Annotated in this window: 17 protein-coding genes and 2 tRNA genes; 7 read left to right on the top strand and 12 right to left on the bottom strand. The window is 37.1% G+C overall.

The window, feature by feature from the left end; all coding sequences use genetic code 11:
• Window positions 1-104: 104 nt before the first annotated feature.
• Both CBM24_RS22635 and CBM24_RS22630 read left to right on the top strand, forming a co-directional pair.
• The gene (locus CBM24_RS22635) at window positions 105-779 is read left to right on the top strand and encodes a head GIN domain-containing protein (RefSeq protein ID WP_088162828.1); all 675 of its coding nucleotides are present in this window, start codon (window positions 105-107) and stop codon (window positions 777-779) included.
• A 234-nt stretch (window positions 780-1,013) separates the two neighbouring features.
• Window positions 1,014-1,682 carry a sterol desaturase family protein gene (locus CBM24_RS22630; RefSeq protein ID WP_232475606.1) on the top strand — a complete coding sequence of 223 codons (669 nt, stop codon included), beginning with the start codon at window positions 1,014-1,016 and terminating at the stop codon, window positions 1,680-1,682.
• Window positions 1,683-1,791: 109 nt separating this feature from the next.
• On the opposite strand, the gene CBM24_RS22625 is transcribed toward CBM24_RS22630, so the two are convergent.
• A complete protein-coding gene (locus tag CBM24_RS22625; RefSeq protein ID WP_088162827.1) occupies window positions 1,792-2,184 on the bottom strand; it encodes a group III truncated hemoglobin in 393 nt (130 codons plus the stop codon).
• A gap of 187 nt (window positions 2,185-2,371) precedes the next feature.
• Here CBM24_RS22625 and CBM24_RS22620 point away from each other — a divergent pair, with 187 nt between their 5' ends.
• Window positions 2,372-2,938, top strand: coding sequence for a hypothetical protein (locus tag CBM24_RS22620; protein ID WP_088162826.1), 567 nt, complete (start codon window positions 2,372-2,374; stop codon window positions 2,936-2,938).
• Between the two features lie 187 nt (window positions 2,939-3,125).
• Here CBM24_RS22620 and CBM24_RS22615 read toward each other — a convergent pair whose 3' ends face one another.
• Together CBM24_RS22615 and CBM24_RS22610 are read right to left on the bottom strand one after the other, a co-directional pair.
• Window positions 3,126-3,662, bottom strand: a complete 537-nt coding sequence (locus CBM24_RS22615) for an ExbD/TolR family protein (RefSeq protein WP_088163745.1) — start codon at window positions 3,660-3,662, stop codon at window positions 3,126-3,128.
• A gap of 316 nt (window positions 3,663-3,978) precedes the next feature.
• Window positions 3,979-4,521, bottom strand: coding sequence for a hypothetical protein (locus tag CBM24_RS22610; RefSeq protein WP_088162825.1), 543 nt, complete (start codon window positions 4,519-4,521; stop codon window positions 3,979-3,981).
• A 172-nt stretch (window positions 4,522-4,693) separates the two neighbouring features.
• Between CBM24_RS22610 and CBM24_RS22605 the strand changes: the two genes are divergently transcribed.
• Window positions 4,694-5,584: a winged helix-turn-helix domain-containing protein gene (locus tag CBM24_RS22605; RefSeq protein WP_088162824.1), complete on the top strand. Its 891-nt coding sequence runs from the start codon at window positions 4,694-4,696 to the stop codon at window positions 5,582-5,584.
• A gap of 65 nt (window positions 5,585-5,649) precedes the next feature.
• On the opposite strand, the gene CBM24_RS22600 is transcribed toward CBM24_RS22605, so the two are convergent.
• The 6 genes from CBM24_RS22600 to CBM24_RS22575 form a co-directional block, all read right to left on the bottom strand.
• Window positions 5,650-5,734, bottom strand: a tRNA-Ser gene (locus CBM24_RS22600).
• A gap of 277 nt (window positions 5,735-6,011) precedes the next feature.
• Entirely contained in the window at window positions 6,012-6,608 is a 597-nt protein-coding gene (locus tag CBM24_RS22595; RefSeq protein WP_088162823.1) for a hypothetical protein, read from the bottom strand.
• Window positions 6,595-7,089 carry an RNA polymerase sigma factor gene (locus CBM24_RS22590; protein WP_088162822.1) on the bottom strand — a complete coding sequence of 165 codons (495 nt, stop codon included), beginning with the start codon at window positions 7,087-7,089 and terminating at the stop codon, window positions 6,595-6,597. The genes CBM24_RS22595 and CBM24_RS22590 overlap by 14 nt, the downstream gene beginning before the upstream one ends.
• A gap of 4 nt (window positions 7,090-7,093) precedes the next feature.
• Window positions 7,094-7,990, bottom strand: a complete 897-nt coding sequence (locus tag CBM24_RS22585) for an alpha/beta fold hydrolase (protein WP_157698573.1) — start codon at window positions 7,988-7,990, stop codon at window positions 7,094-7,096.
• 264 nt (window positions 7,991-8,254) lie between these two features.
• Window positions 8,255-8,339 (bottom strand) — tRNA-Ser (locus CBM24_RS22580).
• A 95-nt stretch (window positions 8,340-8,434) separates the two neighbouring features.
• Entirely contained in the window at window positions 8,435-9,319 is an 885-nt protein-coding gene (locus CBM24_RS22575) for a bestrophin family protein (protein ID WP_075994039.1), read from the bottom strand.
• 67 nt (window positions 9,320-9,386) lie between these two features.
• On the opposite strand from CBM24_RS22575, the gene CBM24_RS22570 reads away from it, so the two are divergent.
• From CBM24_RS22570 to trxA, 3 genes are read left to right on the top strand one after another with little or no spacing between them, the layout of a single operon-like run.
• Entirely contained in the window at window positions 9,387-10,235 is an 849-nt protein-coding gene (locus CBM24_RS22570; RefSeq protein ID WP_088162820.1) for a glycoside hydrolase family 25 protein, read from the top strand.
• Window positions 10,236-10,243: 8 nt separating this feature from the next.
• A complete protein-coding gene (locus tag CBM24_RS22565) occupies window positions 10,244-10,975 on the top strand; it encodes a rhodanese-like domain-containing protein (protein WP_088162819.1) in 732 nt (243 codons plus the stop codon).
• Window positions 10,975-11,271 (top strand): thioredoxin, encoded by a 297-nt coding sequence (gene trxA, locus CBM24_RS22560; RefSeq protein ID WP_088162818.1) that lies wholly within the window; start codon window positions 10,975-10,977, stop codon window positions 11,269-11,271. Before CBM24_RS22565 ends, trxA begins: the two co-directional genes overlap by 1 nt.
• 87 nt (window positions 11,272-11,358) lie before the next feature.
• Here the strand turns inward: trxA and CBM24_RS27640 are convergent, their stop codons facing one another.
• From CBM24_RS27640 to mqnC, 3 genes are all read right to left on the bottom strand, one after another.
• Window positions 11,359-11,520 (bottom strand): hypothetical protein, encoded by a 162-nt coding sequence (locus tag CBM24_RS27640; RefSeq protein ID WP_167450446.1) that lies wholly within the window; start codon window positions 11,518-11,520, stop codon window positions 11,359-11,361.
• 153 nt (window positions 11,521-11,673) lie between these two features.
• Entirely contained in the window at window positions 11,674-12,234 is a 561-nt protein-coding gene (scpB, locus tag CBM24_RS22555) for an SMC-Scp complex subunit ScpB (protein ID WP_075994035.1), read from the bottom strand.
• A 9-nt stretch (window positions 12,235-12,243) separates the two neighbouring features.
• Entirely contained in the window at window positions 12,244-13,368 is a 1,125-nt protein-coding gene (mqnC, locus tag CBM24_RS22550) for a cyclic dehypoxanthinyl futalosine synthase (RefSeq protein WP_088162817.1), read from the bottom strand.
• Window positions 13,369-13,745 lie beyond the last annotated feature (377 nt).

Raw genomic sequence — 13,745 nt, 5'->3', positions numbered from 1 at the left:
CCCTTAGATAGGGCGCCTTTTTTATGTCAAAATAGGTTAAAAATATTGTTCTTAATAGGAATTGGCTTATTTTTTGACGAACTACAATAAAAAGTCAAGTAAATATGAAATTTTTAGGAGTCAGTGTAATTCTTTTATTAATTGCCCAAATGGGGTTTGGGCAGGTGAAGCAAAATGTTGGCGATTTTTCTTCGGTTGTAGCGACGGACAAGATTCAGGTGGAGCTGATTAAATCCGACGAGTCCTTGGTGACGTTTGAAGGACAGAACCATGAGAATGTTAAGGTCGTCAACACAAATGGATCGTTGGTTTTGAAAATGAATACGTTGAATATGCTGCAAGGGGGGAATATCTCTGTGAAGGTATATTACAAGAGTTTGAACAATGTAGAAGCAAAAAAAGGAGCCAAGGTATTTGCAACTACAAATAATCCAGTTGCTGCTGACCACTTAAAAGTTTATGCTTCAGAAGGTGGTCTGGTCGATCTCTATACAGCGGTAAAAACAGCTGAAATTAAAGTGACCTCAGGGGCTACAATCGCTTTGTATGGAAAGGCAAATAAACAGGAGATCATTTCAAACTTTGGCGGCAAATATGAAGGAAAAGATTTTAAGACGAGTATCACGACGGTCACTGTGAATGGTGGCGGTAAAGCAGATGTTTATGTTACTGATTCCATCGAAACCAAAACACGTGGTGGCGGTGTCATTGATGTCTATGGAAAACCAGAACAACGTGTAGAAAAGAAAATGGCCGGAGGAACAGTCAACTTTAAATAAGTAAACTGTCTTGGATTTGTCAATTTTAGTGCGAGTTCATTTTAGTTGATTTTATAGAAAAGAGTGGAAATTTGAGGTAATAGATGAAATAAAAAGGGTTTAGCTTGATTGGGGTAATGATTATTGTTTAACCTTTTTATTAAAAAGGTCAGTTATTTTGTTTTTCTCATCAGAAACCTTCTTCATTTGTGCTTAAAATACTTATTTTTGTGAGGGAATAATAAAAATAGTATTATGGCAAAGCGTAATTATGTTTCAAATTCTACGGAATCTACGCGCATGTTCAAGAATGACTTTTTAGAGTCTTTGACGAAAGTGCATTGGAGTGTACCTTTGATTTTCTATGTACCCGTGGTTGTTTTCTTTTCGTATAAAGCGCTAGTTTGGGGAGACATTTCCTTTTTAACCTACATTGGGTATTTTATTTTTGGTTTAGCTTTTTGGACTGCTTTTGAATATGCGTTACATCGTTGGGTGTTTCATTTTCATCCGACATCGGAATGGGGAAAGCGAATCGCTTTTATTTTCCATGGTGTGCATCATGATTACCCAAGAGACCGTATGCGTTTGGTGATGCCGTTGTCAGCGAGTATTCCACTAGCTCTTTTGGTCTATCTTGGTTTTACATTGTTTTTTTCGAATGAGTTTATCTTAGCCTGTTTTTTCTCAGGTTTTATGGTTGGGTATTTGATCTATGACGAATGTCATTATGCGATGCACCATGCTAATTTTAAAAGCGGTATTTTCAAACGGATCAAGCAGCACCATATGTTGCACCATTATTCTGATCCAGAAAAGGGTTTTGGAGTGAGTTCATCCTTATGGGATGAAATTTTACGCTCAGGTTTCGAAGAAAAGGAATCCAAAAAAGATTCTACTTCCTTAAAGGAAGAAAAAGCATAAATTGAATCACATCAACTAAAAAAGCCCTGGAAGTTTCCAAGGGCTTTTTTTATGGATTAATTTTTCTTTTTATTTAACAATGCCATCAAGTAGATTTTGTAGACTAACTTTAGATCAATGGTTTCTTGTTGGGGTTGGCGTGCAGATATTCCAGTTTGAACTGAAACATTTGGGCCATTTTCTGCGCACGCCATTTGGCTTCTTCGGCCTTTTGTCCACTGTATAAGCCATCTACTGTTGCTTCGAATAATTTGAGCCATTGACCAAAATGTTGCGCATCAATGGGTAAATTAATATGAGGTGGAAAGGGGCTGCCAAAATAACGATGTTCATCCAGTAGGATAGTCTGCCAGAAACTATACATCTTTTCAAGATGCATTGCCCAATTGTCTTGGATTCTTTCTTTAAAAATAGGTCCGAGCAAAGTATCGTTACGTATCGTCGTATAAAATTGATCTACTAATACTTTAATGTCATCGAGTGTTTGAATATCTTGTTTCATCGCGTATGATCTAAGCTCATGAATAAAGACCTATAGCTGAATCAAAAGCTTCTTCATGATGTTTATCTAGATTAAATGTAGTGACATTTATGGAGAATCGCATCACTTGGATGTAAAGATGTCTCGTTGAAATATTGTAATTCTCTTTTATTGTCAGTAAATTGACTCAATACTAAGGGAAAAACATATGGGAAAATACGTTCTTTTAATCCTATTATCGATGGGATTTTATGCTGTTGAGGCGCAGGTTACAACAATTTCGATCAATAAGGAAAATTTTCAATCTTCTGGTTTTCCATTTAAGGGGAAGCGTGTGTTACAAGTGGAACGCATTCAAACTCCAAAAGAAGATAATTATATAGTGTTTTCAAAAGAGGAACGGGGTGCCGATCCCGACAAACTTTATGTACAACAATTTCAGCAGATCGAAGGAATGTGGCAGCTTGTGGCTGATGAATTGATATCCGAAGAAGGGATCGTTACGTCGATTTGGGAATCTCGAAAGGCATTTTTTGATGCCGATAAGGATGGTAAATTGGATGCATTATTTATCTATTCAAGGCATCCCAAGGATGACCTAAAAAAGCAGCTTAGCTGTATTGGTCTAGTTCTTTATAAGAATAAGTTTTACCGTCTCCGTGCGGAGGAAGTAGATGGTTATAGTCAAACAACGTTTTCCGATAATTATGCGTCCCTACCGGTTGAGGTAAAAGAAAATGTGGAACGTTATTGGAACAATCTGGATAAAAGATAATTTACCGTACTGGGCTGGAATCTACCGAAAGATCGATCATACGACCTTTCGGTAAACTTGTTACTGTCTATTTTCATCAGATAGAAATCATTCCCATGTTTTTTGATGACAATAATTGATTTTACCTATGAAAAGCTCGTTCAATAGGTTGTTACAATGTATGGATAGGGCATCGCTCAAATCAATGTTACTGGATTATAGCGAGCAATTGCTTTTCTTCTTCGATTTGCGTTTTACTGATCACATAACGTGCGATATGTTGGCCCTTCATTTGATCTATCGTCTGAATAATATCTTTTGTGCGCGCTTCTTTGCTAGGCTTGATCAGTACAATCATGTCCTTTGTATTGGGCATAGTGCTTATCTTAGCTTTTAACTGTGCAATAACGCCTGAGAGCCCTTTCTCGATATCTACCGGTACTTTTGAAGAGCTGATCGGTTTTTTGAAATCCCCATGATACCACATGAATTTTCCTTCGCCAAGAATGAGCGTCGCCGTGCGGTTTTCATCAATAAGAACCGAACTTTCTACATCTGATTTACTTTTGTCCGGCATGGCGATATCCATTGCAGATGGTTTATTTAATGTTGTGGTCAACATAAAGAATGTAATGAGAAGAAATGCGAGGTCTACCATGGCTGTTAAATCTACTTTAGGAGCCATTTTTCTGCTTCTTATTTTTTTCTTTCCCGTTTCTTGCGTTTTTTGGTTTAATTCTGCCATGATCGTCATTTTTAGGTTAACACGTTGTTGTTACTCACTATTATGATGTCAGAGAAGAATGGATTCCACAGTATTTTTTTTAAAACTGCGGTTTTTCTCAAGTATTTTCTGTGTTTTTTTCTTAATTGTTGATAATCAGTTTTTTTACGTTATGTTTTAGTTTGTTCGTTGTTTATCCGATTTGACCAATTCACTGGTCATTTTGTCCTTTCAATCAATTTAGGGCGCTTGCTAGGCTGTAGAAGTTTTTCTAATGGTGTGCAAAAAAGCCCTTCAATGCTGAAAGGCTTTTCTTGCGGAGTGGTGGGTAAGTTACTTAGCAACCGCCTTGGCTAGGGATGCGTTTATAAATTATTTTGTTATCTCTTTGTACATAGTCGCCCGCTACTATTGGGTACGAATACTTAGGTGCGTACATGACACTACGACCTTTTATCGTTATTTTGTCGTTTACCTTCAGACTTTTCAATTGTTGAAATTCATTAGAATTTTCCAGACCAAAACTTAGAATATAGTCTTCACGATTAATCCTAACCATTACTCCGAAACCTAACTGTGCACCTAGTGGAAGGTAAAGAGAAGTTACAACCGCCTCTATGTCGGTAGAATTCTTTATTTGATTCTTTATTTTCCCAGCATTGTCAAGTACTTTTATCCCTCCGGAAGATTCTTTCCATTTTTTGAATTTTATACCATTGGGGCTCGCTTCCCATTTATTTATTTCGGCGGTCATTTCAGTAGGAGTGCGTGAATTCGGGGCCGTTTTTTTTAAGGTTTCATTTTTGATTTCGCGATTGGCAAAGGCCAAGCCGCTTCCTATAGCGAGCGGTAAAACCAATACGTAGATAATTTTTTTCATATTTTTAAAAGTTTAATGAACATTAGATTTATCCCAGTAAATTAGATCCGTTCAAACTTTTTTTCTCGTATCTGTTTTAGAGTGATGTAACAAAATTACTTTTATGATACTTATATAGAGGTGTTTAGATTGTAAATAGTGATGTAATCTTTGTAAATAAATTGTAAATCGTATGTCTGAAAGCCGAAATATTTTCTCAGGGAACCGCAAGTACTTGTATGGCGGCATAATACTCTTGTTTATTGCGATGGCCTTTGTTGCTTTTGATATGACTGGCACAGACGATTTTGATAGCGCTAGGAGGGAAGTTTTGCTTAGGAGGATAGGAGATGAACTGCTTACGCAGTCGGGAGACAGTAGATCAAGGGTACTTCCGGTAGAAAAGATTCAAGAAAATGAATATCGGATCAGGTTTGAGAATGAAATCACCTTTAAACCAGACTCATTGGTGAGTACTATTCAGCGGCTGTTGGTCAATGATCCTCTTGCCCGTGATTATGTCGTTAATGTACTCAACTGTGGCAATTCGAGTGTAGCTTATGGATATGCTATTTCCCATAATAAAAAAGATGATATTATTGCTTGTAGAGGTAGAGTGCAACCTAAAGGATGTTACATGATCAATATTAAATTTAAACCGAGCGGGATAAATACAGCAGCGAATAACTATTTTCTTGGTATCGTGTTGTTTTTAGCATTTGCTGGATTCTTTTTTTTGAAATCGGATCGGAGGCGAAGCATTGTGTTAGACGATCAAAATAACAGTATTTTAACCTTTGGGGCCGTTTTGTTTAATCCGCAGGAGCGAGAAATGATCATTAATGAAAACACCATAGATCTCACTGGAACGGAAACCCGTTTGTTACATATTTTCGCCTTGTCTCCTAACCAAACGATAGCGCGAACACGGCTGCAAAAAGAAATTTGGGAAGATGAGGGAATTATTGTTGGACGCAGTTTAGATATGTTTATATCAAAACTTAGAAAAAAATTGGAGTTTGATCCGAATATCAAAATTACGGTTATACGTGGTAAAGGATATAAACTTGAGGTAAGTTCTTAAGAAGAGTAAGGAGATAAATTTGGCTAAAATGCAAAAAGCCTTTCATTTCTGAAAGGCTTTTTCTGCGGAGAGTGAGGGATTCGAACCCCCGAACCTGTGACAGTTAACGGTTTTCAAGACCGCCGCATTCGACCACTCTGCCAACTCTCCGCGACAAAAGTAGAAATTTTGTGTAGAATTACAAAACTTATTTTACATTTTTCTTTGTTTAAAAGCAGTTTTAGCACTCTTAAATAGAAATGTAGCTGAATACCAGTTGGTTATTTTTAGGGGTTGACCATCTTCCGATGTCATATTGGAGATAGCGGACTCTGCCCTGGACGATATGTCCGCTTTAGATGGGATCATAATCTTGTTTTAGGTTATTTATTGCAATTAAAAATGTAATCATGAACGTATTCTTAAGGAGCAAACATGATCCGATTTTTCAATTCCCGAACTGTCGTTCTAACTCCTGTAATTCAAAAATAACTTCGTTGATTGATCGGTCAATTTTAGCGAGTTGTCTTTTACCCAGATAAAAGTAGGAAAATAGAATCCAGCTATAGGTTGGAAGGTAAGTCAGTAAATAATAGTGGAAACTAGCACCCGCTAGGATTTCCCGAAGATAGATCGAGATCGCTATACCGAGAAGTAGATGATAAATCGGCATATTCCAATGAATTCTTTTCTTTCGAAAGGAGTCAAACTCTTGCCACTGTTGTAAATGCTCGGTAGGTAAAGCTGCTTCGTTGATCTGTTTGACTTTACGTGCAGTGGTCAACATTAAGTATGCCTGTATAAAACAAAGGAACGATACGATAAACATCGCTGTGTACAATGTGAGCGTTTTATGCCTAAAATCAAGGAAATATGCCAGAGCAAGAATAATTAATCCTGTTGCAAGCAATAAAACAGCACCGGCTATTTCTTTCCTTATTAATTCTTGACGAAAGTTTTTGGCCTTATTCAGGTGTTTTGGGGGCAAGATATTTTGTTTGCTATCCTGTTTCCAAAGATGTTGTAAATCGTTAAAGTCTTGCATATTTATGGAAAATTTCGGTTAATTCCTTTTTAATTCTATGGATTTTTACACGGAGATTATTCTCTGTAATTCCCGTAATTTCTGCTATTTGCTCATAAGGTTTTTCATCTAATACCAATGTGATCAGTACTCTATCAGCTTCTTTCAGCTTGCTGATACATTTGTACAGCAGATCAATCTGCTGTATTTTTTCATTCGATGAATCCTCTGGTATATCGATGCAGCTTGTGTCGGTCATTTTTTTTAAATGCTGATGTTTTTTTCGCATACTCGTCAAGCAATTATTGATCGCTATTCTGTAGATCCAGGTGCTTAATTTGGCATCGTTGCGAAAACTGTCGAGTTTTTTCCATACAGTAATGAAGGTCTCTTGGATTAAATCTTCTGCATTATCTCGGTCTCCGGTATAACTGAGGCATAACTTGCGGATGGCCGGCGCATATTCTTTGTAAATAATCTCAAAGTTTTCTTTGTTGGTCATCGGGTTATTTTAAAAATGTGTCTAGTTCTTTAAAAAACCAAATTGGCTGATCATACATAATAAAATGCTTACTGTTGGTATTGTGTAAAGTTAGCTTTTTTACATACTTATATTGCTCGGAAAGAATCTGTTGTGATTTTTCCAGCGTTTCGTACTTACTACCTAGCACCAAAACGGGTATCGTAATTTTAGCAAGATCCTGGCGGATATCCGTCGTCATCATTTCATAAAACGCAGATGCTAATGTAACTCTATCGCTTTGTACTTGCCATTCGGCTATTGTTTTGGCTTTTATAGAATCAGTTACCAGCTGTCGTGCTATATTTTCAGCATACGCACTAAGTTGTTGGTTTCCCATCGAAGTAAATTGTGCGATAAGTGCATCTTTATCGACAAACTTTTTCACTTCCTCTACACTTGTATTTGGGTTCTGCATGCCCGGGTAGAACGGTACTCCGTCCACAACGATAACTTTTTGAAATAGGGAGGGGGCAGTGCTTGCGATCCAGAGACTCAAAAAGCCGCCTAAACTATGGCCTAGAAGAATCGGATTTTGCAATTTGTTTGCCTTTGTATATGCTATGATTTCATTGCGCATAGTCTCAAGCAATGCTTCTTTAATAGCTACTTGTCCTGCGAAGCCAGGAAGTGTAAGCACGTGACATTCGTATTTATCTTTTAAATGATTTACAGTTTCTGCCCATACGGTTCCACTACAACTATATCCTGGAATAAGAATGATCGGTGTTCCTTTTCCATAGATACTGACCCGAAAATCATATTTTTTTTGTGCAAATGCCGATCCGTAAATCATAAGTAAAAGTATTGAAATACCGACTTTGGTGAAATGGCATAAATAGTTCGGTAGATCTTTATTGATACGAAGAACAATAGTTTTCATAAGCATTGAATTTAAAATTAGTAATTATGGTTTTCTAGAATATTCTGCCTGTTAGATGTTATGAATTACAGATTATTACATAAAAGAATGAAAAAAGTGAAAAAGAGTGCATGTGTCCAGGAAGAGTTGTGTGAAATGTTGTTTTCTTGTAGGTAACGCTCTGATAATTCGAATGGAATGGTACTATAAGAAAATTGATCTTTTGATGGGAGAGAATTAAGGGGCAAAAGCAAAAAGCCTTTCATTTCTGAAAGGCTTTTTCTGCGGAGAGTGAGGGATTCGAACCCCCGAACCTGTGACAGTTAACGGTTTTCAAGACCGCCGCATTCGACCACTCTGCCAACTCTCCGCGACAAAAGTAGAAATTTCGAATAGATTTACAAAACTTATTTTCTAAAGCTAGTCTTAGCGTTTGAAAATGAGCTAGATTGTTTTTAAAAAAGTCTATGCAGGGATAATCTCATGGCAGTGTTTCCTGATGTTGGCCGCAATTTTGTCGATCGGTAAATCGTCCTGGTCGATACCAAATGGCTCTTCAATGGACTCACCAATTAATTCAAGAGATGCTAAAACATATAAGATAAATGGTACAGCAATCACAACAAAGTAACCGATGGAAAAAACGTAACCTACTGGAAGGGTCATGGTATAGAATATAATGAACTTCTTGATAAATGCACTATATGCTAATGGTATTGGGGTGTTTTTAATACGCTCACAAGCTCCACAAACATGTGTCATGGTAATAATTTCCTCATTAAGGATAATAAGCTGATCACCACTTATAGTTCCTTCTTTATATAGATCATTGATTTTGTGGAAGATCATGGTGGAAACTTGGTTCGGACCATGTTTTTTATTGTCCAAAGCCTTTAACTCAGGGTGTTCGTTTTCGTCGAGCATAAACTTGGTGTAATCCGATCTTAAAAAATCGTATAGTGTCTCTGCGAATAGGGGGATTGCCTTTCTGAAAAAACTACGATTCACTTTGTCATCTACATCCAGCATGGCATTTAGTTTGTACGAAAATGCTCTACTAACATTGGTCAATGTACCCCATTGTTTTCGGGCTTCCCACCAGCGGTCATAGGCCGTGTTTGTTCGGAATACCAGTAAAAGCGATATAACAAAACCGAGTAGGTTGTGGACAATGGTAATGTTTTTGACCCAGCTCTTTTCATTTAGTTTGAGGTATTCCAATTCAAGAAAGGCAATCATCCAGGAATAAAACGCTATCAAAACAAGAAATGGCAGTAACTTTTTGAAGGTATCTGATTTATGCAATTTGAAAGTTGCCGAAAGCCAGTCTTTGGGGTTGTATACGATCATACACAAAAATATAAATTGTTGCGAAAATTTTGCGAGTTAATTGCTATTGCCGTAACTTCATCGTGCTATGGCACAACAGCGATCAAAAAGAAAGAAAACAAGTACAAAAGGAAGTCAGGTTCGTGGAACAAAGTGGATTTGGATGATAGCAGGAATGCTGGTGCTTTTCCTCTGTCTTGTTGTGTGGCATTATCGGGCTGGAATTATATACTATTTTCGCGTGGCTACCTCCAAAGACAAGTCTCTGACGAAGGAAGCTAAATATGATATTCGTAATATTGAGATTATGAGCAAGCACGATGATAAGGTGTTTGGCATAGACGTGTCTACCTATCAGGAAGAAATAGATTGGCAAAAGGTAAGCACAATCAATGATCATTTTCCGATAGATTTTGTGTTTATCAGGGCGACAATGGGTGAAAAAGGAATTGATGATAAGTTTAGTCGAAATTGGAGTAAAACGGAAAATAGGGCAGTTTTGAGAGGCGCCTACCATTATTTTAGACCCAATGAGAACTCGGTCAAGCAAGCGAAGAATTTTATTCGGAAGGTTAAATTACAGTCTGGCGATCTTCCACCGGTCTTGGATATTGAGGAGCATCCAAAACAACAATCGATGGATAGCTTGAAAGTCGGGCTAAAACGTTGGCTTGAAGAAGTCGAAGCCCACTACAAAGTAAAACCCATTCTTTACTCCGGAGATAAGTTTTATAGTGACTTTTTGGAAAAGGAATTTGCAGCTTATACGTTGTGGATTGCAAATTATAACTTTTGGGTTGAGAACCCCAAAGACCATTGGGCTTTTTGGCAATTTTCTGAAAAAGGTACTGTCAGAGGGATTCAGGGCAATGTGGACTTAAATATATACAATGGTAAAATTGAGGAATTGGAAAAGCTGCTTATTCCTTTTAAATAGTAAAATATATGCGTAGAGTTTTTATCACATTATGTGGAGTCTGTATTGCTCTGTTCAATGGTCAAATGCAATTGTATGCAGCATCGAAGAGTCATCGGGTCGAGATGTCGCAACCCGCTTCAGATTTACCACGATTAACATTGAAAGAATTTAAAAAATTGCGTCGTGAAACAGCTATTCAAGTTCTTGATACGCGATCTGGCGATATATTCGTACGAGGATTTGTACCTAAATCAATAAATATAGGCTTTAAAGGTTCTTTTGATCACTTTTTGGCGCAAGTGTTTCCCAATAAAGCCCAAAAGCTTTTATTGATTACAGATATAGATAGTCAAGATACGGTTTATCATCATTTATTAAAGCTGGGTTATACCCATGTCATTGGGGTTTTGGAAGGCGGCATTGAAACTTGGAAAGCTAGTGAAGATGTAGTCTCGTTGCGTAATATCAGTGCAGGAGAATTCAGGAAAAGATCAGATCAAGGTCATATTGTGGATGTAAGAACAGATAAAGAATTTGGTAATGGACATATTGACAATGCAATGAATATTCCACTAACAGATTTCGTTAATTTTGGTTCTACGCTTAAAAAAGACAATCAACTGCTGTATGTACACTGTCAATCAGGTTATAGGAGTGCAGTAGCTGTATCTATTTTGAGTGCTAAAGGATTTAAACATATATGCAATATCCAAGGTGGGTATAAGGCATTGCAAGAAGAAGTAAAGGAGAATCAATAATGGCTACTTTTGACCAGATTATTCAATCAAATTCGCTGGTTTTGGTGGATTTTTTTGCGACGTGGTGCGGTCCCTGCCAGACTATGGCACCGATTTTACAGGATGTAAAGGAATTTTATCAAGAAGATTTGTCTATCATTAAGATTGACGTGGATAAGAATCCAAAAATTGCTTCGATTTATAAGGTAAGTGGCGTGCCTACTTTCGTGTTGTTCAAAAATGGCCAACAGGTATGGCGACAAAGCGGCATGATTCCCAAGATGGAATTACATAAATTGATCGATCAAGTAAAGTAAAAAATAAGGCGTTCAATCAAATTGAACGCCTTATTTTTTAATGATACTCTGGTGTTTTAATAGGTAGTGTTATATCGCACTAAAATATTAAAATTCATCGTCATCATCGAAGTCATCCAATCCTCCAATCGAGTCGATTTCAGGTAAATCGAAATCATCATCGAAATCATCATCATCGTCATCAGGACCGTTGAAAGATGCGAATTTTACTTCTTCAAGATCTTCGTTAGCTAAAGTTGCCGTGTTCATAAAATAATACTTTATTGTTTCTTATTCAATGTTGTAAAATTAGAGAAGAAAACTATTTTTTAAAACTTTTTTTAAAAAAAATATTAAGCTTTATTTTTCTGTTAATCAGTATGTTGAATTGTATTTTGAAAATAAAAATTTATTTTATTTTATTTATTCATTTGTTTCACCAATCGCATTGTCCTCGGTAACGATGTCTTTCAATTGAGGGAGATCTCTCACACCATTGATTCCGAAGTGATCCATGAACTGCTGGCTTGTTGCATAAAGTAATGGTTTTCCGATACTATCTGCTTTTCCCGCAATTTTGATCAGCTTCTTTTCCAGTAACCGTTGAATAGAGTAATCGCAGCTGACACCTCTAATCTGCTCCACTTCTAATTTTGTTATCGGTTGTCTGTAGGCAATGATTGCGAGGGTTTCTAGCGCTGATTGACTTAGTTTTCGCTTGTTATTGTGATTTTGGAGCTGTTGTATCGATTCATGGTAAACAGCTTTTGTCAAAAACTGATAGGCGTTGTTGATATAGCGTAATTCGAGTACATAGTCTTCGTCCTGGTACTTCGTTTCAATTTTTTTAATCAACTCACGTAGCTCTTCCCTGGATACTTCGATGGCTAAGGATTCCTGCAAAATCTGTTTAATATCGGCAAGATCTATTCCTTCCGCAGAAGCAAATATAATTGCTTCAATATTTCTTATGACGTCTTTCAATGTATCGTATTAATAGTTAATGACCTGTTCGACCATATGGGCTGGTAGCTCGCGGAACTCATACTTTTGTGTTCGCAGTTGTGGGCTGAATCCAGCTTCCAAAATAGCTTCCTGTATAGATTTTGATGTAAACCGATGTGGTGCACCAGCTGCCGAAACGACATTTTCTTCAATCATAATTGAGCCGAAGTCGTTCGCTCCAGCGTGCAGACATAATTGCGCTGTCCGCTTTCCGACGGTGAGCCAGGAAGCTTGTATATTTTTAATATTAGGAAGCATGATGCGACTTAAGGCAATCATGCGAATATATTCTTCGCTCGTTACATTATTGGTAATACCGCGCAGTCTTTTCAATAAGGTACCATCATCTTGGAAAGGCCAAGGGATAAACGCAATAAATCCATGGGATTCCTGAGGTTTTTCATCCTGTACTTCGCGAATCCATACCAAATGTTCAAAACGTTCTTCTATCGTTTCGATATGGCCAAACATCATGGTGGCAGAAGTTGGTAAATAAATTTTATGGGCTGCCCGCATAACATCTAGCCATTCTTTACCACCGCATTTTCCTTTTGATATAAGACGTCTCACACGATCATTGAGAATTTCAGCTCCCGCTCCAGGTAGCGAGTCTAGTCCTGCTTCTTTCAATTGCGTCAAAACTTCAATATGGCTCATGTTCTCCAATTTGGAAATATGCGCAATTTCAGGTGGACCGAGAGAATGTAGTTTTAGCGTAGGATAAAGTTCCTTTAATTGCTTGTAAAGGTTTTTGTAAAACTCAATACCTAAATCCGGGTGATGGCCACCTTGCAGCAGCAGTTGATCGCCACCGTATTTAAAAGTTTCCTCTATCTTTTGTTTGTAGCTTTCAATATCGGTAATGTAGCTATCTTCATGACCAGGGCGACGGAAAAAGTTGCAAAATTTGCAATTTGCAATACACACATTGGTGGTATTGACATTTCTGTCGATCTGCCAGGTTACTTTACCATGTGGCACTTGTATCTTACGCAATTCATTGGCTACGAAAGTCAAATCAGCTGTAGGTGCATTTTGATATAAAAAAACACCCTCTTCCTTGGATAGGAACTCAAATCGGAGCGCCCGTTCTAATAAATTACTTACATTCATCAACAACAAATATAAGGAGCTTTTAGCTTATTTGGACCTATTTGCGGAATATTTGACAATGCACACTGAATTTTGGGAAACGTTCCTGATATAAAAAACAAAAGGATGTACTTGTGTAACAATAGTATTGCATTTTAGCTTAGTGTATAAAATACAATAACTTGATTTATAGCGCTTTGTGAATTAATTAAGATTTTTCCTTTTTTTTTACATTTATTATTCTTTACATTTATTTAACAGATTTTAACATTTCTGGAAAAATAACCAAATTAGAAAAAAATGAATAACCAAGGGGCCTGAACCTGCCAATAATATAGCATTGTTGTCGTCAGACCTAAAAAAATGACCAAAAACTTAAATAACAACCAATATCAACT

Source organism: Sphingobacterium sp. G1-14, assembly GCF_002196555.1.
Classification (GTDB): domain Bacteria; phylum Bacteroidota; class Bacteroidia; order Sphingobacteriales; family Sphingobacteriaceae; genus Sphingobacterium; species Sphingobacterium siyangense.
This window is presented reverse-complemented; position numbering and strand designations above follow the sequence as displayed.